Source organism: Acidobacteriota bacterium, assembly GCA_020853395.1.
Taxonomy (GTDB): Bacteria; Acidobacteriota; Vicinamibacteria; order Vicinamibacterales; family SCN-69-37; genus JADYYY01.
In genome coordinates this window covers 82,829-104,694 of the sequence record JADYYY010000005.1, presented here as the reverse complement: position 1 = coordinate 104,694, position 21,866 = coordinate 82,829, and the positions used below count along the sequence as shown (strand labels likewise).

Sequence of the window (21,866 nt, the reverse complement as noted above, 5' to 3'; positions counted from 1 at the left end):
CGCTGATTCTTGTGCCCATGCCCGCGGGATGGCCAGCGATGGCTCGTCCGGCACGTGAGGGATCGTGGGGCGTGGCAGAACTGAGGCGCAGCTAGCGGCACGCGGCGGCGGTGCGGGTCGCGATCGGCGCCTGCGACCTCACTGGGAATCCTGCATGGCCACGCGAGGCTCGACCCGGGTTGCGCGCTGCGCCGGCACGCCCGCGGCAATCAACGCCACGAGTGCCAGGACACCGGCGCTCGCGGCAAGCACGCGCGGATCGGACGCCGTGATGCCGAACGCCAGGGCATCGAGCCAGCGTCCGAGCACGAGCGCGCCAGCGAGTCCGGCGGCGACGCCGAGCGTGACGACCACCGCGGCCTGGCGGAGCACCAGCGCGCGCACGTGCATGGCCGTCGCCCCCAGCGCGACTCGGATACCGATTTCCGACGCACGCTGCCGCACCGAATAGGCGAGCACGCCGTAGAGGCCAAGCGCCGCGAGTGCCAGCGCGACGACGGCGAATGCGCCCATCAGCACGAGCGCGAAACGCTCGCGGCTCGTGCCGCGGCCGATGACGTCGGCCATTGCTGCAGGCCGGTACACCACCAGCTCTGGATCGAGGCGGGCCACGACCTCACGCACGGCACCCAGCATCTGTTCGGCGGATCGATCGGCAGCGATCACCTGGCTGAGCGTCCAGTTCCTGTCGCCCGCGAACTGGCGATGCGCGTGATACACGACCATCGTCGGCGCGCCATACGGATCGAGGGCGACGTCCGCGACCACGCCGATGATCGCGAGAGCCGGACGTCCGCCGGCGGAGATGCGCTGCCCGGGCACGGCGTCCAACGGCCGTTCGGGGAACGCCGCGCGCGCGAAGTTCGCACTGACGACCGCCGTCGCCAGCGCGCCCGCGTCGTCGCGCGCGTCGAAGGTGCGTCCCGCCAGCACGCGAATTCCCAACGCGGCGAAGACGTCACCGCTGACGACCCGCTGCTGCATCGCAAAGCGGCTTCCGTCGACCAACGCCCCTGTTCGCGGGCCCGTGAGGATGCGCGTGTTCCACGGATGATAGCTGCCGGTGGCGGGAAGACGGGAGATGCCACCGGCCGCGGTGACGCCCGGAATCGTCTCGAGCTGATGGGCCAGTTCTTCCTGGAACGCCGCGCGCCGTGCGTCGTCGTACCGAACCGTCGGCAGGTTCACTTCGAACGTGAGCACGTCGTCCACGCGAAACCCGGTGTCGACTCGCTGCAGTTTCTGGAAGCTCGCCAGGAGCACACCGGCACCCGCGAGCAGCGTCAGCGCCAGCGCAATCTGCGTTGCGGCCAGCGCGCTGTGCAGCCGCGCGATCCCACGTCCGCCCGTGGTGGAGCGCGACTGTTGGCGCAGCCCCTGGACGGGTGAGGTCGCGGCCAGACGGAGAGCCGGAGCGATCCCGAAGGCGACTGCCGTCACGAGCGTCGTCGCGACGGCGAAGAGCAGCACGTCGGCGTTGAGCGCGACGTCGTCGAGTCGCGGCAGCGCCTGGCGCCCGGTGGCCCGCAGCATGCGGATTCCGCCGGCCGCCAGTGCCAGCCCGAGCACGCTTCCGAGCGACGCCAGCACGAGACTCTCGACCAGGAGCTGGCGCACGAGTCGGCGCCGGCCGGAACCGAGCGCGGCGCGCACGGCGAACTCGTGCACACGACCGGTCGCGCGCACGAGCGCGAGGTTGGCGACGTTCACGCATGCCGCGAGCAGAACGAGTTCGACAGCCGCGAACACGAGGCGTAACGGCTCTCGAGCGCTCGTCACGAGATCTTCGTGGAGCGGCGTCGCGACAATCGCGCTCTTGCTCGCGGCAGGCCAGCGCTCGCGCATCGGCGTGGCCAGCGTGGTCAATTCCGCCCGCGCCTGCTCCAGCGTCACCCCGTTACGCAGCCGGCCGATGACGGTGAGCGAGTTGTTCTCCGCGTCGGTGTCCCTGGCAAGGGCGTACGGGATCCACGCCGCCACGTCCGGGGCGATGGGGTCGTCGAAACCGGGCGCAGCGATACCCGCCACTTCGATCGGCCGGCCATTCATCCGGATCGTCCGGCCGACGATGCCGGGATCGCCTCCGAAGTGCACTTGCCAGAGCGCATCGCTGAGCACCACCCGCGGCGCACCCGTCTCATCTTCGCGATCGAAGGCACGGCCGAGCCGCGGCGGCGACCGGAGCACGCTGAAGTAGCCGCTCGACACACGAAGGACTTGCACACGCTCGGCGCGCCCGTCGATGAAGAGGTCCACGCCGGTCTCCCGATAGTTCGCGATCGCGGCAACCTCCTCGAAAGCCGTCGCATGCTCGCGGAGAAAGGTGAAGTGCGTCCCTGCGAGGACGTCCTTCGTGCCGGGATTGTCCGGCTCCTGCTGGTAGAAGCGAAGGAGTTGCCCCGGCTCTTCGTACGGTAGCGGCGCCAGCAGCACGGCCTGGACGACGCTGAAGACGGCGGTCACGCCACCAATGCCCAGGCCAAGCGTCGCGATGGCGACGCCGGCGAACGTGGGATTGCTGCGAAGCTGGCGGAACGCGTAGCGCAGATCCTGAAGGCCCTGTTCAACCCATCCCATGCTGTTCATGTCGTGGATGTCCTCTCGTACGAGGGCTGCGCTGCCGAACTGCTGTCGCGCCGCGCGGTGCGCGTCGTCGGGTGACATGCCCTGCCGGCTATAGCGTTCGACGAGCAGGTCCAGGTGCGCGTCGATTTCGCGTCGCGTGTCGTCGTCGACCCGGCGTCGCGCGAGGGCGAAGCCGAGCCGCGAGACGGCCGCTCGCAGCCGCGTCCGCATGTCAGGCCTGGGTCGTCCTGCGAAGGCGGGCGATCAATGTGGCCAGCCGGTCCCACGTCTCGACCTCTTGCGCCAGCCGACGCCTGCCGGCGCTCGTGATCGCATAGAACTTGGCCCTTCGGTTGTTTTCCGAGGTTCCCCAACTGGCCGAGATCCATCGTCGATGCTGCAGTCGCATCAGCGCGGCATACACCGTGCCCTCGTTCAGCCTCAGGATGTCCTCGCTGACCTGCTCGATACGGCGGGCGATGCCGTAGCCGTGCTGCGGACCCATGCTGTCGAGCGTCTGCAGCACCATCAGGTCGAGCGTGCCTTGCAGCACTTCGAGCCTCGCGCCGGTGTGCGATTGATCTTTGGCCATCGCACATGAACCTACCAGTTCTCATCTGCGATGTCCACAGGTGCAGAGCCGTCCGGCCCCGGCGGTGGGCGAACGACGATTGGGCGCGCCGGACAGCCGCGATGTCGATGGCGGGCTCGAGGCGCAAGGTCGCTCGCGTTCCGCAGGAAGAGGTGGCCCTACCGCCAGCACGAAGTCGAGGCGTGTGGGCCGTATGTCGTGGGCTGTCCGCTGCCACGATGATGTCCGCGAGGCGTCGCCGCCACCGCGCGTTCGACGGTGGCCAGCTCAGCCGGCGTCGGTCGAGGTCGGCGACGTTTCGCCGCGCGCGGCAGCGTTCGTTGCGGCGAAGACCCAGCAGCCGCACGGCCGGACGCGCCTCTGGGCGTCCCGCTCTCGCGCCGCCGGCCCGGGCGCGCCCGTGCGTGCGATGCGCCTCGTCCGCGCGCGGCGTGTATCATCTCGCCGAACGAGATGAAGAAGCTGCGTGTCCTCGTCCTCATGCACGACTACCTCGTGCCGCCGGACGACGTGACCGGCCGCGACGTGGCGACGGCGGAATGGCGCACGGAGTACGACGTGCTCACGACGCTGCGCGACGAGCTGCGCCACGACGTGCACGTGCTCGGCGTCAAGGACGATCTCGCCGGCATCCGCCAGGCGAAGGACGAGTTCCAGCCGCACATCGCCTTCAACCTGCTGGAAGCCTTCCACGAGGTCGGCACGTTCGACCAGAACGTCGTCAGCTACCTGGAGCTGCTGCGCCTGCCGTACTCGGGCTGCAATCCGCGCGGGATGCTGCTCGCGCGCGACAAGGCGCTCTCGAAGAAGCTGCTCCAGTACCACCGCGTGCCCGTGCCCGACTTCGCGACCGTGCCGCGCGGGCGCAAACCGCGGCTGCCGAAGCGGCTGACGTTTCCGCTGATCGTCAAGCCGCTCACACAGGAAGCATCGATCGGCATCTCGCAGGCATCGGTCGTCGAGGACGCCGACAAGCTGCGGCAGCGCGTGCAGTTCGTGCACGACTCGATTGGCACCGACGCGATCGTCGAGCAGTACATCGAAGGCCGGGAGCTGTACTGCGGTCTCATCGGCGACCATCGCGTCCAGGCGCTGCCGGTCTGGGAGATGACGTTCGCGAAGATGCCGGAAGACCAGCATCGGATCGCGACCGAGCGCGTGAAGTGGAGCCGCAAGTATCAGGTCAAGACCGGCATCGAGACCGCGGAGGCGAAGGACCTCCCGGCCGGCGCAGCCGACCGCATCCAGCACATCTCGCGGCGCGTGTTCAAGGTGCTCGAGCTCAGCGGCTACGCCCGCATCGATCTGCGGCTCGATCCGGCCGGGCGCGTGCACGTGCTCGAAGCCAATCCGAACCCGCAGATCGCGAGAACGGAGGATTTCGCCGAGTCGGCGAAGAAAGCCGGCCTGTCGTACCCGGACCTGCTACAGCGCATTCTCCAGATCGGGTTGCGGTGGGAGCCCGGCCGCGCCGGATGACGCGCGCCGCCGTCCGGCTGCCCGGCAGGCCCGGCCGCCGGTCGGTTCGGCTACAGCGCGACGCGATGCCGTCCCGAGTGGAGGTAGTTCATCGTCTGCACGGTCACGAGCATGGTGAAGTCGAGCTTGGTGCGCTCTTCCGGGTGGATGAGGCGCAGGTGCAGCTCGCTCGCGCGCGCGATCATGTCCTCGATGACACGATCGATCGTGTACTGGTAGGCGCCGGTCCACTCCGTCACGAGGCGCCGCACGTCGCGGCGGATGGACTGGATGAAGCGCGACGCCTTGCGATTGCGCCGGTAGTCGGGCGACGCCGAGAAGAGCCGCGTGAGGTCCCGATCGTAGAAGTGCGGGTGTTCGAGCCTGTAGTGCTCGCGCCGCTTCGCGTAGTGCCGCCGCAGCGTGGTCCGGAGCCGATGGACCGGATCGACGACGCGCCGCGTGGTCACGACGGGCGGCGTGCCGGCGATCTCGGCCATGAGCGCGTCCATGTACTCGAGCTTCTTGACGGCCGGCCACTCGGCGTAGCGCTCGCGCCAGTCGCTGTCGGGCGTGAGCCACACCGCGAACGTCTCGGCGAAGTCCTCGTCGGGATGGCTTTGTGCGTACCAGGAATCCAGGTGCAGCACGAAGCTCTTCGAGTAGGGCCGCGGCGAGTAGAAGTCCGGGTACGGCACCGAGGAGCTGCCGAAGAGCCGCTGCCGGCGCCGCCGCCGCCTGAGCGCGTACGCGTTGTCGAACGCGTGCCCCGCCTCGTGCCGGAGGATCTGCATGCACCAGCCCGGCGTGCCGCCCTCGACTTCGAGCATCTGCGATTCCTCGAGCCGCATGAGCCGCGGGTGCGCGAGGTAGAAGGGGATCGCGATGCCGGGCACGCCGTCGGGAGAAAACCATTCGGAGGACAGCCACGCGTGCGGTGTGAACCGCAGGCCTCGCGCCACGAGCTCGGCCGACAGGTCGGCAAGCCTCGCCTCGAGCCAACTGCCTTCGATCCGCAAGCCGAGATCGCAGAGGCGGAGATCGAGGAGCTGTTCGTCGGGGAGATCGGCCCAGTGCGGATGCCCCGCAGGCACCGAAGTCTCCGGATGTGAAGAGGCGGTCACGGCGGCGATCCATCAGCATAGCTCGGCGAGCGCCGGCACGGGCCGCGGCCGGCGGCTGCCCGCGGGCAAGGCGTGGCGAGCCAGGGCGATCGCGGCCGGCGATTCGAGCCTTCCGGCACACCTGCCGATGTCCTTCCGCGCGAATATCGCGGAGAATCTCCTCAGATGTCCCCGGCTCCCCGCCCAGGTCGCCTGCCGCGGCACGCCGGCCGCGCCATGCTCGTGGGCGTCGGCATCGCGATGGCCGCCACGGCATTCGCCGCCGGCCTCGGCCGCACCGGGTTCGCCCGCGCGGTGGAGAGCCGGAGCTACGACGCCCGGGTGAGAGCGACGGCGGCTGCCGTATCCGCGGCCTCGCCGATCGCCATCGTCGAAATCAACGAGTCCTCGGTGCGCGCCATGGAGCCGGTCGTCGGCCGATGGCCGTGGCCGAGGCTCGTCCACGCGAGCGCCATCGACTACCTGACGCGCGCCGGTGCGCGGGTGGTCGCGTACGACGTGCTGTTCAACGAGCGCGAGGGCCGGTCGTCGTCGATCATCAACGGCCGCGCGATCACGGGCGAGGAATCGGATCGCGCGCTCGTCGACTCGGTGCGGCGCGCCGGCAACGTCATCCTCCTCGCCGAAGCCGTGTACGAGGGGCTCGCTGGCGCGATGCCGGCGGCCGGCGAGGACGTCCCGCTGCCCGGTCCGGTGTACCGGCCCGGATCGGGGTTCGTCGTGCGCCCCTCCGTCACGCCGCCGTTCCGGGACCTGGCATTCGCGGCGGCAGCGATCGGGCACAACTACCTGGCCAAGGACTTCAACTCCGACCTCGCGCGCCGCGTGGCGCCCTTCGTCGAAGCCGGCGGCCGCGCCATCCCATCGCTCGGAACCGCCGCGGCGCTCATGTATCTCACGCGCCGCCCCGAGGACGTCGCGCTGCGTGACGGCGTGCTCGACGTCGGCGGGCTGGCGGTCCCGCTCGGCGAGGACGATGCGCCGCATGACCCAGGGATGCCGTCGTACGAGGCGCTCCTCACGTACCGCCGGCCGGTGACGGACGCCGACGGCGCCGTCGCCACGTTCCCGACGTACTCCTTCTTCGACGTCGTGCTCTCGGAAGACAACATGTTGAGCGGCAAACCGCCGGTGGTGCCGCTCTCCGCGTTCGACGGCAAGATCGTGTTCGTCGGCACGACCGCCTCCGGGCTGTTCGATCGGTACGCGACGCCGTTCCCGACCGGCGCGGCTGGCGTCGAGCTGCACGCGACGTTTGCCGAGAACCTGTTGACCGGCACGTTCATGCGGCGGGCGTCGCCGGGCACCGACCTGCTGGTTGCCGGGGCGGCCGCGCTCGCGGTGGCCGTCGCGGCGGCGCTGCTGCCCGTCTCTCTCGCGGTGGTGATCACCGGCGTCGTCGCAGGCGCGACCGGATATGGGCTCACGCTGGGGGTAGGGCGGGGGCTATGGATCTCGGCCGTCGTGCCGGCGGCCGCCGTGGCCCTGGCGCTCTTCGGCGGCGTCGCATGGCGCTACGTGGTCGAGGACCGCGAGAAACGGCGGATTCGCCGGCTGTTCGGGCAGTACGTGTCGAAGGACGTGGCCGAGCAATTGATGGCGGATCCGTCGCTCGTGCGCCTCGGCGGCCAGCGGCGCGAGATGACCGTGCTCTTCTCGGATATTCGCGGTTTTACCTCGGCATCCGAACGCGCGACACCGGAGGCGGTGGTCGCCCAGCTCAACGAGTATTTCGGCGCCATGGTCGACGTGCTGTTCCGCCACGGGGGGACGCTCGATAAGTTCGTGGGCGACATGGTCATGGGGCTGTTCGGAGCGCCGATCGACGACCCCCGCCATGCGGATCACGCCGTCGAAGCGGCGCTGGACATGATAAGAACGCTCGAGCGCCTGAACGTGAAGTGGCAGCACGAAGGCCGACCGGTGCTGAACATCGGGATCGGCATCAACTCGGGCGAGATGATCGCCGGCAACATCGGATCGGAAGCCATCATGAGCTACACGGTGATCGGCGATGCCGTCAATCTCGGGTCCCGGCTCGAATCGCTCAACAAGGATTACGGCACGCGTATCCTCATCAGCGAATCCACGCGCGCGTCGCTGACCGTGCCGGTCGCGACGCGCCCGCTCGGCGCCGTCACGGTGAAGGGGCGGTCGCAGCCCGTGCAGATCTACGAGGTGCGCGAGGCCGCGCCTCCATCCATGGAGCAGTCACGATGAAGTTCACGGTCGCGTTTCTCACCGGGTGCCTGGCGGTGGCGGTGACGACGCCAGCGGCCGCGCAGTTCGGCCGTTTGGGCAAGGCGCTGGGCAAGGCCGCCGACATGCAACAGGATCTCTCGTTCAGCGACGAGGAAGAAGCGGTCCTCGGCAGCGAGATCAGCGCGAAGCTCCGCGAGAAGTACGGCGTCGTCCAGGACAAGGCGGTGCACAAGTACGTGACGCTCGTCGGCACGCTGCTCGCCTCGGAGAGCAGCCGGCCGGGGCTCAAGTGGACGTTCGTCGTGCTCGACACGGACGGCATCAACGCGTTCGCCGCGCCGGGCGGCTACGTGCACATCACGCGCGGCGCGCTCGGGCTGATCCAGAACGAGGCCGAGCTGGCCGACGTGCTCGCACATGAGATCGGGCACGTCACGGCGAAGCACACGATCAAGGCGATCCAGAAGTCGAAGCTCGTCGGGCTCGGCGCCAAGGCCACGCGCAAAGACGTGCTCAGCCAGGCGGCCGACCGCGGCTACGAGATGCTGCTCGAGAACAACTTCGATCGCGGCGACGAGATGGACGCCGACAAGACCGGCGTGACGCTCGCCAACGGCGCGGGCTACGCGCCGGCCGGCCTCGGCGCGTTCCTCACGCGGCTGGCCGAGCGCAACAAGAACCTGAAGGACCGCAGCGGCCTGTTCGCGTCGCATCCCGACACCAAGGCCCGCATCGACGCGCTCGGCAAGGTGATCGGCGCCGGCAAGTTGACGGCGGCCGCGACCGTCCAGGGCCGGTACGGCCAGTCGATCAGCTACAAGCCCACTCCTGTCGCGGCGGTTTCAGGGGACGCCGGTGACGGAGCCAAGACCGCGGAAGGCACGGGCGGCACGCTCGGCCTCACGGGGCTCGCGGGTCTCGGCCGCGAGAAGTCCGGCGGCCAGACGGTATCGTCGGCCGGGTCGCGAGGCGTCAACCCCGATCGCGACGCGAAGGGCGGGCCCGTGAAGACGCTCGTGACCGTGAGCGTGACGTCCGCCGAGATCGAGCAGTTCAGGAAAGGCATCACCGGGTGACGACGCCGGTGGTCCGGGTATGACCGACGTCCACGGGGCCGAGCACCTGCTCAGCGTCCTCGCGCTGGGCGTGGTGGCGGTGCTCTCGATCCTGCTCATCCGCAACCGGGTCATCCGGAAGCGGATGCTGTTCACGGTGCTCGTGCTCGTCGCCGTCACGGCCGTGCACGTCGCCACCGAGTATCGGCTCTTCCGGATGTCGGCTCAGACGGCCGCGCGCCTGCTGACGGCCGAGAAGCTGCTGCTGGCGCTGGCCGTCATCAACGGTGCCGTCACGCTCGCCTTCAATCCCTGGTTCGCGGATCGCGTCCGCGATCGCGCGCCCGCCATCGTCCAGGACGCGCTCGTGATCGGGCTCTTCCTGTTCGCCGGGATGGTCTTCTACCAGGAGGATGCGAAGGCCTTCACGGCGTCGGCGATCGCGGCGGCAGTGCTCGGGTTCGCGCTGCAGGAGACGCTGGGCAACGCGTTCGCGGGCTTGGCGATTCAGACCGAGAAGCCGTTCAGGGTCGGCCACTGGGTGTCGGTCGCGGGATTCGAGGGGCGCGTCGCCGAGGTCACGTGGCGCGCGACCAAGATCTGGACGAAGGCCGGCAACCTCGTGATCCTGCCGAACAACGTCGTGGCGCGCGAAGCGATCAACAACTACACGGAGCCGGCCGCTCCCACGCGGCTGTTCGTCGAAGTCGGCGCGGCCTACGCGACGCCGCCGAACGAGGTGCGGGAAGCGCTCTTCGCGGCCATCGCGCGGGCGCCTCACGTGCTGGCCGCGCCGAAGCCCGACGTGCTGACGTACGACTTCGCCGCCTCCGCGATCACCTATCGCGTGCGCTTCTGGATCGACGACTACTCGCTCGACGAGGTCTCGAAGGATGGCGTCAGGCGCGCGATCTACTACGAGTTCGCCCGCCGCGGCATCGAGATCCCGTTCCCCATCCAGATCGAGTACTCGCGGCAGGAGACGACCGAAGCCGCCGCGAGCCGTATCGAGCGCTTCGTCGGGCTGATCGCTCGAGTGCCCGTGTTCTCGTCGCTGCCGATCGAGGGATGCCGCGCGCTGGCTGCGGGATCGATCGAGCGGCTGTTCGGTGCCGGCGAGGTGATCGTCGCCGAAGGCGCGCCCGGCTCGTCGATGTTCGTCGTGTGCAAGGGGCGCGTGTCGGTCACGATCGAGAAAGGACACGAGGTCGCGCGGATTGCCGAGGGGGGTTACTTCGGCGAGATGTCGCTGCTCACCGGTGAGCCGCGCACCGCGACCGTGTCGGCCGCCGGCGACTGCAGCGTGCTCGAGATCAGCGGCGCCGTGTTCAGAGACTACGTGACGGCGCATCCCGAGGTGATCGACCTGCTCGCCAGCCCGGCCGCCGAACGGCGTCGTGAGCTCGATCAGTCACGCGCCGCGGTCGCCGCCATCGTGACGACCTCGAAGCACTCCCTCAGAGACCGCATGCGGAAGTTCTTCGGGCTCGTGTAGCCCGCCGGCGCTCGACGCTCGACCGCGCGAGTTCCACCGCCGTCGCTCCGGCCCAGCGCGCGCGTCCGAACGTGGACGCGCGATCACCGCCCGAAACCGAACAGGAAGCCCCAACCGCGATCGCGCCGGTCGTACCGCCGCGCGTCGGCGTACCCGCGCTCGTAGCCCTGACGGAACGCCACGCGGTACCGGTTCTTGTACGCATCGCGCGAGCCGTAGATCCGGCTGTAGCCGCGATCGGCGCTGCGGTAGCGGCCCTCCGAAATCGGATCCGGCCGGCGGCGGTCACGGCCGTCGTCGAGGCCGGCCTCATAGCCGTCGTTGTAGCCGCGATCGAACGCCGGATCGCCGTGGCCGCCGCCATATCCGCCGCCGGAGCGGCCGCCGTAGCCAGGGCCGTAGGCGCTGCGATACCCGGCCTCGAAGCCGCTGCGAAAGCTCTCTCGATACCGCTGCCGGTCGCCGTACTGGCTGCGATAGCCCGCATCGGCCCGCCGGTAATCGGACTCGTCGGTGTAGTCATATCGATCGCCGCGACGCGCATCGTCGGCGCCTGCCCGTTGGCCTCGTTCGAATCCCTGGTCGTACGGCACCGAACGGCCCGTGGTCCACGGGGCCTGCGCGTGCGACAGGGCCGGGAACATGACGGACAGCGCGCCAGCGATGACGAGCGATGAGAGCAGACGCATGACGACCTCCGCGCGGTCAGAGTGCAAGAGGTGCGCCACGCGAGCGGCGGGAATCGCTGAGTTTCGATCGAGCTCGCGGCGCTAGTCCGTCCAGAGCAGGAGACGGCTGCCGTCGTGGTCGCGGACATCGAACAGGAGCGCGGGGCCGATACGTTGGAGCTCCTCGCTGTCGAGCTCGAGACGATCGAGATCGAGCGGACGGCGATCCTTGCCGACGCGCATGCGGCCCCTGCCGAAGCGGATCATCCACAACGGCAGCGACGCGCGGATCAACCGTTCGCCATCGGGATCCCACGCGAGCAGGCGCAGCGTCTCGGGCCGCGTCGGCGACGTCGGCAACTCGGACAGCGGGCGCACCGCGCGCGGGCGCTCGTCGTCGCCCAGCTCGAAGATCGGCTGCGGGTTGGGCAGCGAGGCCGTGACCGCGTCGAACGATCGAAGCGCGTCGGCGCTCGTCGTGTGCTCGGTCGCGATGTGGCGTGACACGAAGTAGAGACCCGTGCCGGCCGCGGCGATGAGCACGACGAGCAGCGCGCCGAGCACCGCGACGATGGCCCAGATCCAGGTCTTGCGCGATGCCATCTCTCCCCTGCTATACGGAACAGCCGCCGATAGGGTCCATCCAGGTCGAAATCAGGGGCGCGCAGCCTGGGCAGGCTTCGCCTCGAGCGCGCGGTTGGCGTCGGCCACGCACAGCGGGTCGTTCGCCGCGCCGCAGATGGTGCGCGCGGTCTCGTAGCTGGCGATCGCTTGCGGGCGCTGCCCGCGCATCTCGGACACCCTGCCGAGCGCCAGCCGGATTCGACCTCGGACCCAGTTCTCCGGCCCGCTGTCGAGCGCCGCGTGCAGATCCGCGGCGGCGTCGGCGAGATGGCGAAGATTCGTGCGGGCGAGGCCGCGTTTGTAGAGCCACAGCGCGCGCTCGCCCGGGATCTTCGGCCGAGGATCGCGCTCGAACATCTCGAGGCCGCGGGTGAGCTGGGCCTCGCCCTCGGCCTGACGGCCCGCGCGCAGCAGCGCCGACCCTTCCTCGAGCACCAGGATGCGGTTGCGCGGGTACTCGGCTGCCAGCCCGTGGAGCAGCCGGACGGCGTCGGCATGCCGGCCCTCGCGGCTGTAGATCAGCACGAGGGCGAGCGTGGCCTCGACGTGCGCCGTGGCGTCCTGTGCCGCCGACTCGATGAGCGCGATCCCACGCTGCTTGTCGCCGCCGAACCCGAGCATGTAGGCGAACATGCGCGACGGCAGGCCCAGGCCGGCCACGACGTACCGGTAGGTGCCGACGACGACGCCCGCCGCTTTCATGGCCGGATCGCGCTCGAGCACGTCCTCCTGCGCGTCGAACGCCCGGCGTGCCGTGAGGAAGGCGGAGGCCATGCTGCCTTCCACCGACGCCTGGTACGACGCGAGCAGCCCGTAGGCCGAGCCGAGGTCGTAGCGCGCCTGCACGTCGCGCGGTGCGGCGCGCAGCCTGGCGTTCGCCAGCGCCACCGCCCGATCGATTGCCTGTCTGAACTCCGCGTCGAGGGCCGGAGACGGTTTGGGCAGCGAGAGCTGCGACTTCGTCACGCCGCCCATGTAGTGATCGACCGTGACGGCGCCGCGCTGGAAGATCACGTCGAGCCAGACGACGGCGGCGAGCGCGCGATGGGCGCGCGGCTCGTCGGGGAAGGCCGCGACGATCGCGTGCGCCTCGGCGAGCGCTTCGGCCCGATCGAGATTGAACGCGTCGCGAAAGCACGCCGCGATGCGGCCGTCGAGGACGCTCGACGGATTGGTCCCGCCACGGACCGAAGGCGCGGCGATCAGCAGCACGATCACGCCGGCGAGCAGCGCCTGCTTCATTGGGGAAAGGCCAGCCGAATCGTCACCTCAACGCCGCGAGCGCTCTCACGTCGACCGCGCGGACGAGCCGTGTCACCGGGGCGAGGCCGCGGACGCCGTAGCCGGCGGCGCGGACGATGAATCGGCCGGCGACGACGAGCGTCACGGTGGCCCGCCGCGCCGGTTCCTGCCACTCCTCGAAGCCGGGCTGGCCGTCGATCTGCACCGCGCGCCTGAATTCGTCGCCGAATCGCTCCGAGTAGCCGGGCGCCAGGAACACCGCGAGCGGGCTCAGCCTCAGCGGGTCTCTTGCCGAGTCGGCCAGCGCCAGCTCGACGTGCACGCCGGCACGTTCGTACTTCGCTTCGGCGCGCGCTGCGGGCACGGGGCCGGCGATCTGCTCAGCGTGATCGTCGGTGCGCGACCACCCCTCCACGACGGGCAGCAGCGCGACGAGCCGCTGGAACTCCACGGGTCGAACGGCAGGCGCGTCGGCGATGGGCAGCACCTGGGGGACGATGGCCGGCGGTGGCGCAGCGACGGCCTGCGCGCTGTCCGGCACCGCCGTCTCGGTGGGAGGGGCAGACGCCGTGCGGCCGCCGCAGGCGACGGCGGCCAGCGCCAGGACGGCGCCAAGGCCAACTCGGGACATGGAGCTAGTTTAGCCTCGGCCCAGCCAATGCAGCAGCCCGAGCGTGATCCACGGGACGTAGGTGATCAGCAGGACGCCCAGCGCCAGGATGCCGAGCATCGGCATCGTCGCCCACATCACCTCGAGCACGGGCTTGCGAAAGCGGACCGAGGCGAGCAGCAGGTTCAGGCCGAGCGGCGGGTGCAGGTAGCCCAGCTCGAGATTGGCGATGAAGATCACGCCGAGGTGCACGAGATCGATGTCGTAGATCTGCGCGAGCGGGATGATGAGCGGCACGACCACGACGATGGCCGAGAAGATGTCCATCACGGTGCCGACGAGCAGGAGGAAGACGTTGAGGCCGAGCAGGAACCAGCCGCGCGACTGGACGTGCGCCTGCGTCCAGTCGATCAGCAGCGTCGGAATCTGCGCGTTGACGAGGTAGTTCGTCAGGCCGACCGCCACCGCGAGGATGAGCAGCACGCTGCCGACGAGCGCGATCGAGTCGCTGGCGACACGCAGCACGTCGCCGCCCGTCGGCAGATCGCGATGGACGAAGCGCTGGACGACGAGCGCGTAGAGCGCCGCGAGCGCGGCCGACTCCGACGGCGTCGCGTATCCACCGAGGAGCGCCGTCAGCACGACGATCGGCAGCAGCAGCTCCCACTTCGCCTCCCACAAGGCTCCGGCCATCTCTGCGACACGGAACGGCGACCGCCGCGCGCCCGATCGAATCGCTTGCCGCACGCCCCACGCGCCGATCAGGCCCAGCATCAACAGGCCAGGCAGCAGGCCGCCCAGGAAGAGATCTTCGATCGCGACGTTCTGCGCGACGATGCCGTACAGGATGAGCGGGACCGAGAGCGGGAACAGCAGGCCGAGCGAGCCGGAGGCGGTGAGCAGGCCGATCGAGAATCGCTCCGGGTAGCCCTCGCGGAGCAGCGCCGGCAGCAGCAGACCGCCGAGCGCGAGGATCGTCACGCCCGACCCGCCGGTGAAGAGCGTGAAGAAGGCGCAGAGCGTCGCCGCGGCCACCGCGGTGCCGCCCGGCATCCAGCCGACGAGGGCGCGCAGCGCGCGGAGCAGCCGCTCGGAGGCGCGGCCTTCGGCGAGCAGGAAGCCGGTGAGCGTGAAGAGGGGGATGGCCGCGAGGTTCGCCGACGGCGACGTCAGCTCTTCGTACGCCTTGATCAACGGCACGACGGGACGGCTGCCGTCCGTGAAGAACCCGACCATCGCGATCCCGCCGAGCAGCGCGAAGATCGGCGCGCCGACGATGCCACCAGCCACGAGCAGTGCGATCCACGGCCAGAGCGCGCGCCCTTCGAGCCACTCGGGATGTTGCGCGACGACGAGGCCGAGCGCAATGCCGAGCGCGGCGGCGAGCCGGCCCAGCCAGTCCGCGGAGGCGCGCCAGGCGAGGCGGGCGGCGATCAGCCCGAAGCCGATCGGGAAGACCACCTGTGCGAGCCAGACCGGCACGTTCGCCGCGATGACGTCGCCGGCCTCACGCTCGATCGAGACGAGCGCCCAGCCGCCCGCGGCGAACATGGCGGCGACGGCGGCGCCTGCGAAGGCGCCGAGCACGCGGGCGAGCGGCGCGATGGCGTCCGGCAGGAACTCGCCGGTCGCGAGCGTGAGGAGCTTGCCTTCGCGGGCGGCGATCGCACCGCCCACGAGGCCGACCCAGAGCGTCAGGTGCTGCGCGAACGGCGCGGCGCCCGGGATGCCGGTGTGAAAGAGCGATCGGAGCGCGATCTCGCCGAGCGGCAGCAGCATGATGCCGCCGAGCGCGAGCGTCGCCACGAGGTTCTCGGCCCGGACGGCGTGCGCGCGCATCACTTGCCTTTGGTCTTGCGGAAAGCCTCCCGCTCGCGCACGGCGAGATCGTAGACGTCGGCCGGCACCATGTCGCCGCGCATGGTCGCGACGAGCTTGTCGGCGGCCGTCCGGAACTCCGCCGTGCCCTTCGCGTCCAGCGTCGTCACCGTCAGGCCGCGCGTCTTCATGGTCGCCACCGAATCGGCGTCGAGCTTCGGCGCGTCTGCCATCACGCGCTGCTCGAACGCCTTCGCGGCGGCCGCGACGGCCTGCTGGTCGGCCGCGTCGATCTTGGCCAAGGCGGACTTGCTGATGACGAGCGCGCCGAAGAGCGGCGCGACGCGCACGTCGAGCATGTACTTGGCGTCACGGAAGATCTGCAGCACGAGCGCCGGGTACGGTGGCGTGGGCGCCGCGTCGATCATGCCGGTCGTCAGCTTCAACTGCGTCGGGATGTCGTTGGCCGAGAGCGCCACCGGATGGAAGCCGTTCGCCTTGTACCACTGGACGGACTTGTCGTCGCCCTGGCTGGTGAAGAGCTTGGCGGCCTTGACGTCGTCGAGCGAGCGGAGCGGCTTCTTCGAGAAGAGCTGTACCCAGCCGCCGCTGCCCCAGGCGAGCAGCCGGAAGCCCTTCGCGTCCAGCCGCTGCTCGAGCACGGGCGAGAGCTTCTGCTGGACCTGCGTCGCCTCCGCGTCGCTTTCGAAGAAGAACGGCATCCCGAAGACGTCGAAGCTGTTGTCGATCTGGCTCAGGCCCGTGACCATGAGCAGGTTGGCCTGCAACTGGTCGACGCCCGGGCGCATCATCCGGATCGTGGACAGCTCGTCGCCCTGCGTGCCGCCGGCGTAGACCGTCAGCTTGACGCGTCCGCTCGTCTTCGCGTCCCAGGCGGCGCCCATGTCGAGCAGCGCCTTGTGCCAGGCCGAATTGACCGGCGCCTGCGTGGCGAGCTTGATCGTGATCGGAGCCCGCGCGGCGACCGGCGCGGCCAGCACGGCGACGGCGGCGAGCATGACGAGGGAACACTTCAGGGCAGACATCGGGCAACGTCCTCCATTCAGCACGACGGAGCCGCCGCTAGCGGGCGAACTTCGTGTCGATTTGATCGAGCAGCGCCTGGGCACGGCGTTTCGTGATCAACGTGGCGAGGCGCGCGGACGGTTCCTGGTCGGGATCGACCGCGAGCGCCTGTTTGAGCAGCGATTCGAACTCCGCGCGGTCCTGCGCCGGCACGGCGACGCCGTTCGCCAGCGCGACGTACGGACCCGGCGAGCGGCCCTGCTGCAGCGCGATGGCCCGGGCGAAGTGCTCGCGGGCGCGCGCGGGATTGCCGCCGAGCGCCTCAGGCAGGCTGTCGAGCGAGATCATCAGCTCGTGCACGGCCCCGTGCTGCCAGCCCTCGTCGAGCGCGAGCGCCCGCTCGGCGAGCGCCCGCACGGCAGGGAAATCGATCGCCAGCTCCGGCCGATCGAGACCCAGCGAGATGGCCGCGCCCCAGGAGGCCGCCGACCAGTAGAGCATCTCGACGTCGCGCGGCTCGGCCTTGGCGAGCGCCGGCACCGGGTCGGCGAGCAGTTGCTGGCCGATGCCGGGAAAACGCACCTCGAGCGCGCGCAGGCAATAGTCACGGCCGCGCAGGTAGAGGTTCAGCGCCCGGTCGCGCAGCGCCTTGCTCTCGTCGTGGTGCGCCTGGCCGAGCACTTCGGCGTCGGTCTCGACGAACGCGTACGCGTACTGCGTGAACCCCGTGCACGTCGAGACGAGCAGCGGCGCGTGGCGCGGCACCGACTCGAGCAGCGACTCGTACAGCTTGAGGGCGAACGGGATCGCGTCGCGGATGAGATCGGGGTCGTTGTCGCGCGAGAAGACGTCGCCGCTCTTCGAGAGCGTGCTCGCCACGGTCTTGACGGCCCAGGTCTTCGGTGAGCAGGCGGCGAGCAACGCGGCCGTGGCGGCAATGGCCGCGAAGCGGAAGCGAGACGTCCCGGCCGGCATCGTTCAAGACACTATCGGAAGGCCGGGATTTCGCCAAACGCGCGCGGGGCGCTGGCGTCCGCGCAGCTCAGCGCGTGCGGCCGGCGGCCGGCGCTTCGGCCGCGTCGGTCGGCTGCGCCAGGTAGCTCTTGCGGGCGCGCGCGGTCATGCCCGGCACCTTCACCCGCACCTCGAGCTTGTGCATCACGCCGTCGAGCTGATCGGCCTCGAACCCGAGGACGTACTGGCGATGCAGCTCGTCGGCGACCCGCGTGAAGGTGCTGTTGAGATCGGCGGCGCGCGTGAGCTCGAAGTACCCTCCGCCGGTGACGTCCGCGAGGCGCCGCAGATTCCGGTCCGGTCGCGTCGTCCGCCGCAGCGCCGGGATCTCGCTCTGCAGGCCGATGGCGTAGATCATGAAGTCCTCGGCCTGCGCGCGCGAGATCACGCCGTCGAAGTTCGTGCGCTCGCTCCGCTCGTCTTCGCCGTCGGTGAAGACGAGCACGACGCGCCGGCCGGTCTCGCCCGAGAGCGCGTCCATGCTGGCGTCGATGGCATCCCAGAGGAACGTCGGGTTGCCGTACTGGATGTCGTTGTAGATCACGCGGACGAGCGCGTCGCGGTTGCTGCTGAAGGCCGGGCTGATGATGATCTTGTCGGAGAAGCTGCCCACCTTGGCGCGGTCGGCCGGCAGCAGCCGCAGCACGAAGCGCTCGGCCGCGGCTTTCAGCAGGTCGAGATTGAGCGTCATGCTGCCGCTCGTGTCGAGCATGATGACGACCGTGACCGGCTGCACGTCGCTCTTGAACACGTTGAGCGCGCGGAGCCGGCCGTTGTCGTAGACCTCGAAGTGCTTCTCCTCGAGGTCGGGCACGAGGCGCCCGGAGCCGTCCACGACGGTCGCGTAGACGGCGACCGTGCGGGCCGAGCTGCGAAAGACGCCCTGATTCTGGGCGGACGGCCGTGTGGCCACGAGCAGCAGAAGCGCGGAGAGCAGCGGCAGCAGACGGTTCATGGCACTGAGAGACCTGGGAGCACGGCGTCCGGCGGCGTGTAGCCTATCGCCGCCGGTGGTGCCGGCGCCGGAAAAAGATCCAGACCATTCTGGCACTTCGACGATGCAAGTGGCGGCCGCGGCCGGCTGATACGCTGGATCGATGGCTCCGCTGGTCGTGTTCGATCTGGACGGCACGATCATCGACTCGCGCCGGGACCTGGCAGATAGCGCCAATCGGCTGCTCGCCACCTACGGTGCGCCACCGCTCGCCGTCGACGCGGTTGCGGGCATGGTCGGCGACGGCGCGCGGCAACTCGTCGGCCGCGTGCTCGCGGCCGCCGGCGTGGAGACCGACCTCGAGCCGGCGCTGCAACGGTTCCTGGCGATCTACGGCGATCGGCTGATCGTGCACACGCGGCCGTACGACGGCATCGTCGAGGTCCTGCGTGCGCTCGCCGCGCGGAGCTCGCTGGCGCTGCTGACGAACAAGCCGGAAGGGCTGTCACGCCGGATCCTGGCCGCGTTCGACCTCGCCTCGATGTTTCCACAGGTGGTCGGCGGCGACTCCGGCTTCGCGCGCAAGCCCGATCCGGCCGGCCTTCGTCATCTAATCGCGCAGCACGGCACGGCGGCGGCACGGACGGTCTGTGTCGGCGACTCCATGATCGACGTCGAAACCGCCAGGGCGGCGGGTGCGGCCGTGGTCGCGGCCCGATACGGCTTCGGGCATCTGCGGGAGCCTCTCGCGCTGCGCGCCGGTGAGCTGGAAGCGTGGTCGCCGCAGGATCTCGCGCCGGCGATCGATAGGGCGCTTCGCCAAAACCCGACTTGACCGGTCGCATTTGGTGGCATATGCTCGAACAGCGCCTAACGAGAACTGTCTCCTTTGCGGGCTTCAGAGGACCTCGTGCTCGAACTCCCCGGCCAGCCTATCCCAGTCGATCGCGTCGTTGCCGGACCGAGTCCAGCGGTGCGGCTGTCGGACCTCATGGCGGGACAGACCGCGCGCCTGCACTGCGCGGCGCTGAGCCCGCAGGATTGCGCCCTGCTGCGCGCGATTGGCCTCACCGATCACTGTGTCATGCGCATCTGCAAGGTCGGTGAGCCCTGTATCGTCCAGGTGCGGGCCACCCGCATCGGGCTGTCGAGAGCCGTCGCAGACGGGATCATGGTCGTGCCGCAAGAGCCGAGCTGATGCCTTCCACCGCCGCGCACTGCGAGCCTGACGTCGGTCAGGCCGCGGGCGCTGATGAGCTTCGCGCGCGGCAGCCTCGCATTGCCCTCATCGGCAATCCCAACACCGGCAAGACGACGCTCTTCAATCGGCTCTGCGGCGTGCGGGCCAAGACGTCGAACTACCCAGGCACGACGACGGCCGTGCGTGTCGGGCGCGCCGCCATCGGCGGCGATGCCGCGGACATCGTCGACCTGCCGGGGCTGTACGAGCTGAGCCTCGACGTCCCGGAGGCGAGGATCGTGCGCGACGTCCTTCGGGGCGTCGGCGCGCAGCAGCCCGACGCCGTGCTCGTCGTCGTCGACGCGTGCAACCTGACGCGCAACCTCGTGCTCGCCGGCGAGCTGCTCGGATACGGGCTGCCGGTGATCGTCGCGTTGAACATGGTGGACCTCGCGCAGCGGCGCGGCCTGAGCCTCGATACGGCGCGGCTGTCGGCCCGGCTCGGCTGTCCGGTCGTGCCCGTGGTGGCGCGGCGCGGGACGGGGATCGATGCGATCCAGAAAGAGATCGCGCGCGTGTTGCGCGGCGAAGGCATGAAGGCCGCGGCCGTCTCGCCGGCGGCTACCAGTGCGGATCTCACGAGATGGGCGGAAGAGGTCGTCGAGGAGAGTGTCGGCGGCGCGGGTGCCGTCGGCTCGGCCAGTGACACCCTGACCGAGCGGCTCGACAAGGCGTTCACGCACCCGGTGCTGGGCCTGCTCGTGTTCGGCGGCGTGATGATCGGGCTGTTCTGGACGCTGTTCGCGCTCGCCACCGTGCCGATGGATCTCATCGAGGCCACGTTCGCCGAGCTTGGCGATCTTGCCGGCCGGACGTTTCCGCCCGGGCTGGTCCACGACCTGGTCGCCGAGGGCATCATCGGCGGCATCGCCGGTACGGTCGTGTTCCTGCCGCAGATCTGCCTGCTGTTCTTCCTGATCAGCCTGCTCGAGGACACCGGGTATCTCGCGCGCGCCGCGTTCGTCATGGATCGCGTGCTCTGCCGGTTCGGCTTGCCCGGACACGCGTTCGTGCCGCTCTTGACGGCGCATGCCTGCGCGCTGCCCGGGATCATGGCCACCCGGCTCATTCCCGATCGGCGCGATCGGCTCGCGACGATCCTGGTCGCGCCGTTCATGAGCTGCTCGGCGCGGCTCCCGGTGTACGTGCTGCTCACGTCGCTGCTCTTCGCCGGCGATCCGTTGCGGGCGGGCCTCGCGTTCGCCGGCTGCTACGCGCTTGGCGCCGGCGCGGCGCTGCTGAGCGCGCTCCTCTTCCGGCGCACCGTGCTGCGCGGCCGCGCGCGACCGATGATCCTCGAGCTGCCGTCCTACAAGGCGCCCTCGCTGCTGAACGCGCTGATCGCCGCTCGCGATCAGGGGTTGGCGTTCTTGAAGACGGCCGGCACGGCCATCATGGCGATCTGCATCGTGATGTGGTGGCTCAACACGTTCCCGCGCACCGCGCCGACGGCGGACGTCGAGGCGCTGCGCACGCAAGCCGCCGCCGCGGCGACCGCCGACGAAGCAGCGAGCCTGAACGCCGAGGCCGACGTGCTGATGGCGCGCGCCACGCAGACTGGCAGCTTCGCCGGACGGATCGGCCGGACCATCCAGCCGGTGTTCGCGCCGCTCGGATACGACTGGCAGCTCACCGTCGGCGTGCTCACGAGCTTTCTCGCGCGCGAGGTCTTCGTCTCCACCATGTCCGTGCTGCTCGGCGACGCCAACGACGACGTGAACGACCAGGGAGTGATCGCACGCATTCGATCGGCCGAGCGCGCCGACGGCACGCCCGTCTTCACGGCCGCGACGGCCACGAGCCTGCTCGTGTTCTTCGTGCTCGCCATGCAATGCCTGCCGACGCTGGCGGTCACGCGGCGCGAGACCGGCGACATCAAGTGGGCTGCGCTCCAGCTCGGCTACATGACGGTGCTGGCCTACGGCGTGGCGTTCGTCGCGTATCAAGGCTTGAGGTTCGCGGGCGTATCATAGGAGCACGCGCATGAGCGATCTGCTGGAGGTCGTGGTCGTGACCATCGTGGCGGGCTTCGCGCTGCTCGTGCTGCTGCGGCCGTACGTCCGGAAGCGCCGGGCCGACACACCGCCGTGCCCGAACTGCGGCGCCGCCGCGGCGGCTCGTCGCCGCCAGCGCGACGCTGTTCAGCCGGTCACGTTCATCACGCCCTTCAAGCCCCGCTAGCTCGCGCTCCGGCGTCCC

Annotated in this window: 19 protein-coding genes; 8 read left to right on the top strand and 11 right to left on the bottom strand. The window is 69.9% G+C overall.

What is annotated here, in order from left to right; translation table 11 throughout:
• Positions 1 to 138: 138 nt before the first annotated feature.
• Positions 139 to 2,796 carry an ABC transporter permease gene (locus IT184_04670; GenBank protein MCC7008087.1) on the bottom strand — a complete coding sequence of 886 codons (2,658 nt, stop codon included), beginning with the start codon at positions 2,794 to 2,796 and terminating at the stop codon, positions 139 to 141.
• Between the two features lies 1 nt (position 2,797).
• Entirely contained in the window at positions 2,798 to 3,157 is a 360-nt protein-coding gene (locus IT184_04665) for a PadR family transcriptional regulator (GenBank protein MCC7008086.1), read from the bottom strand.
• Positions 3,158 to 3,610: 453 nt separating this feature from the next.
• Here IT184_04665 and IT184_04660 point away from each other — a divergent pair, with 453 nt between their 5' ends.
• Positions 3,611 to 4,636: an ATP-grasp domain-containing protein gene (locus tag IT184_04660; protein MCC7008085.1), complete on the top strand. Its 1,026-nt coding sequence runs from the start codon at positions 3,611 to 3,613 to the stop codon at positions 4,634 to 4,636.
• A gap of 50 nt (positions 4,637 to 4,686) precedes the next feature.
• Here the strand turns inward: IT184_04660 and IT184_04655 are convergent, their stop codons facing one another.
• Complete coding sequence (locus tag IT184_04655; protein MCC7008084.1) at positions 4,687 to 5,709, bottom strand: putative zinc-binding metallopeptidase; 1,023 nt, start codon at positions 5,707 to 5,709, stop codon at positions 4,687 to 4,689.
• Positions 5,710 to 5,904: 195 nt separating this feature from the next.
• Here IT184_04655 and IT184_04650 point away from each other — a divergent pair, with 195 nt between their 5' ends.
• Genes IT184_04650 through IT184_04640 form a run of 3 tightly spaced genes read left to right on the top strand, consistent with a single transcriptional unit; the run spans position 5,905 to position 10,491 of the window.
• On the top strand, positions 5,905 to 7,959 hold the full coding sequence (locus tag IT184_04650) for an adenylate/guanylate cyclase domain-containing protein (GenBank protein MCC7008083.1): 2,055 nt from the start codon (positions 5,905 to 5,907) through the stop codon (positions 7,957 to 7,959).
• Positions 7,956 to 9,017, top strand: a complete 1,062-nt coding sequence (locus IT184_04645; GenBank protein MCC7008082.1) for a M48 family metalloprotease — start codon at positions 7,956 to 7,958, stop codon at positions 9,015 to 9,017. Before IT184_04650 ends, IT184_04645 begins: the two co-directional genes overlap by 4 nt.
• Positions 9,018 to 9,036: 19 nt before the next feature.
• On the top strand, positions 9,037 to 10,491 hold the full coding sequence (locus tag IT184_04640) for a mechanosensitive ion channel (protein ID MCC7008081.1): 1,455 nt from the start codon (positions 9,037 to 9,039) through the stop codon (positions 10,489 to 10,491).
• Positions 10,492 to 10,574: 83 nt separating this feature from the next.
• Here IT184_04640 and IT184_04635 read toward each other — a convergent pair whose 3' ends face one another.
• The 8 genes from IT184_04635 to IT184_04600 form a co-directional block, all read right to left on the bottom strand.
• The gene (locus IT184_04635; GenBank protein MCC7008080.1) at positions 10,575 to 11,180 is read right to left on the bottom strand and encodes a hypothetical protein; all 606 of its coding nucleotides are present in this window, start codon (positions 11,178 to 11,180) and stop codon (positions 10,575 to 10,577) included.
• A gap of 81 nt (positions 11,181 to 11,261) precedes the next feature.
• Positions 11,262 to 11,762, bottom strand: a complete 501-nt coding sequence (locus IT184_04630; protein ID MCC7008079.1) for a hypothetical protein — start codon at positions 11,760 to 11,762, stop codon at positions 11,262 to 11,264.
• A gap of 51 nt (positions 11,763 to 11,813) precedes the next feature.
• Positions 11,814 to 13,025 (bottom strand): tetratricopeptide repeat protein, encoded by a 1,212-nt coding sequence (locus IT184_04625; GenBank protein ID MCC7008078.1) that lies wholly within the window; start codon positions 13,023 to 13,025, stop codon positions 11,814 to 11,816.
• A 22-nt stretch (positions 13,026 to 13,047) separates the two neighbouring features.
• Positions 13,048 to 13,656 carry a hypothetical protein gene (locus tag IT184_04620; GenBank protein ID MCC7008077.1) on the bottom strand — a complete coding sequence of 203 codons (609 nt, stop codon included), beginning with the start codon at positions 13,654 to 13,656 and terminating at the stop codon, positions 13,048 to 13,050.
• A gap of 9 nt (positions 13,657 to 13,665) precedes the next feature.
• The gene (locus IT184_04615) at positions 13,666 to 15,474 is read right to left on the bottom strand and encodes a TRAP transporter large permease subunit (GenBank protein MCC7008076.1); all 1,809 of its coding nucleotides are present in this window, start codon (positions 15,472 to 15,474) and stop codon (positions 13,666 to 13,668) included.
• On the bottom strand, positions 15,474 to 16,499 hold the full coding sequence (dctP, locus tag IT184_04610; protein ID MCC7008075.1) for a TRAP transporter substrate-binding protein DctP: 1,026 nt from the start codon (positions 16,497 to 16,499) through the stop codon (positions 15,474 to 15,476). The genes IT184_04615 and dctP overlap by 1 nt, the downstream gene beginning before the upstream one ends.
• Before the next feature lie 37 nt (positions 16,500 to 16,536).
• Positions 16,537 to 17,454: a TRAP transporter TatT component family protein gene (locus tag IT184_04605; GenBank protein ID MCC7008074.1), complete on the bottom strand. Its 918-nt coding sequence runs from the start codon at positions 17,452 to 17,454 to the stop codon at positions 16,537 to 16,539.
• Positions 17,455 to 17,521: 67 nt separating this feature from the next.
• Positions 17,522 to 18,448, bottom strand: a complete 927-nt coding sequence (locus IT184_04600; GenBank protein ID MCC7008073.1) for a VWA domain-containing protein — start codon at positions 18,446 to 18,448, stop codon at positions 17,522 to 17,524.
• Between the two features lie 142 nt (positions 18,449 to 18,590).
• Between IT184_04600 and IT184_04595 the strand changes: the two genes are divergently transcribed.
• From IT184_04595 to IT184_04580, 4 genes are all read left to right on the top strand, one after another.
• Positions 18,591 to 19,262: an HAD-IA family hydrolase gene (locus IT184_04595; protein MCC7008072.1), complete on the top strand. Its 672-nt coding sequence runs from the start codon at positions 18,591 to 18,593 to the stop codon at positions 19,260 to 19,262.
• A gap of 138 nt (positions 19,263 to 19,400) precedes the next feature.
• Positions 19,401 to 19,625: a ferrous iron transport protein A gene (locus IT184_04590; protein MCC7008071.1), complete on the top strand. Its 225-nt coding sequence runs from the start codon at positions 19,401 to 19,403 to the stop codon at positions 19,623 to 19,625.
• A complete protein-coding gene (locus tag IT184_04585) occupies positions 19,625 to 21,640 on the top strand; it encodes a ferrous iron transporter B (GenBank protein ID MCC7008070.1) in 2,016 nt (671 codons plus the stop codon). The genes IT184_04590 and IT184_04585 overlap by 1 nt, the downstream gene beginning before the upstream one ends.
• Before the next feature lie 10 nt (positions 21,641 to 21,650).
• Entirely contained in the window at positions 21,651 to 21,848 is a 198-nt protein-coding gene (locus IT184_04580; protein ID MCC7008069.1) for a hypothetical protein, read from the top strand.
• The last annotated feature ends 18 nt before the right edge of the window (positions 21,849 to 21,866 follow it).

What these genes read in the sequence shown, in the direction of transcription:
- IT184_04670 (MCC7008087.1), bottom strand. Translation starts at nt 2,796, where the DNA reads ATGCGGACGCGGCTGCGAGCGGCCGTCTCGCGGCTCGGCTTCGCCCTC.
- IT184_04665 (MCC7008086.1), bottom strand. Translation starts at nt 3,157, where the DNA reads ATGGCCAAAGATCAATCGCACACCGGCGCGAGGCTCGAAGTGCTGCAA.
- IT184_04660 (MCC7008085.1), top strand. Translation starts at nt 3,611, where the DNA reads ATGAAGAAGCTGCGTGTCCTCGTCCTCATGCACGACTACCTCGTGCCG.
- IT184_04650 (MCC7008083.1), top strand. Translation starts at nt 5,905, where the DNA reads ATGTCCCCGGCTCCCCGCCCAGGTCGCCTGCCGCGGCACGCCGGCCGC.
- IT184_04645 (MCC7008082.1), top strand. Translation starts at nt 7,956, where the DNA reads ATGAAGTTCACGGTCGCGTTTCTCACCGGGTGCCTGGCGGTGGCGGTG.
- IT184_04640 (MCC7008081.1), top strand. Translation starts at nt 9,037, where the DNA reads ATGACCGACGTCCACGGGGCCGAGCACCTGCTCAGCGTCCTCGCGCTG.
- IT184_04635 (MCC7008080.1), bottom strand. Translation starts at nt 11,180, where the DNA reads ATGCGTCTGCTCTCATCGCTCGTCATCGCTGGCGCGCTGTCCGTCATG.
- IT184_04630 (MCC7008079.1), bottom strand. Translation starts at nt 11,762, where the DNA reads ATGGCATCGCGCAAGACCTGGATCTGGGCCATCGTCGCGGTGCTCGGC.
- IT184_04625 (MCC7008078.1), bottom strand. Translation starts at nt 13,025, where the DNA reads ATGAAGCAGGCGCTGCTCGCCGGCGTGATCGTGCTGCTGATCGCCGCG.
- IT184_04620 (MCC7008077.1), bottom strand. Translation starts at nt 13,656, where the DNA reads ATGTCCCGAGTTGGCCTTGGCGCCGTCCTGGCGCTGGCCGCCGTCGCC.
- IT184_04615 (MCC7008076.1), bottom strand. Translation starts at nt 15,474, where the DNA reads ATGCGCGCGCACGCCGTCCGGGCCGAGAACCTCGTGGCGACGCTCGCG.
- dctP (MCC7008075.1), bottom strand. Translation starts at nt 16,499, where the DNA reads ATGTCTGCCCTGAAGTGTTCCCTCGTCATGCTCGCCGCCGTCGCCGTG.
- IT184_04605 (MCC7008074.1), bottom strand. Translation starts at nt 17,454, where the DNA reads ATGCCGGCCGGGACGTCTCGCTTCCGCTTCGCGGCCATTGCCGCCACG.
- IT184_04600 (MCC7008073.1), bottom strand. Translation starts at nt 18,448, where the DNA reads ATGAACCGTCTGCTGCCGCTGCTCTCCGCGCTTCTGCTGCTCGTGGCC.
- IT184_04595 (MCC7008072.1), top strand. Translation starts at nt 18,591, where the DNA reads ATGGCTCCGCTGGTCGTGTTCGATCTGGACGGCACGATCATCGACTCG.
- IT184_04585 (MCC7008070.1), top strand. Translation starts at nt 19,625, where the DNA reads ATGCCTTCCACCGCCGCGCACTGCGAGCCTGACGTCGGTCAGGCCGCG.
- IT184_04580 (MCC7008069.1), top strand. Translation starts at nt 21,651, where the DNA reads ATGAGCGATCTGCTGGAGGTCGTGGTCGTGACCATCGTGGCGGGCTTC.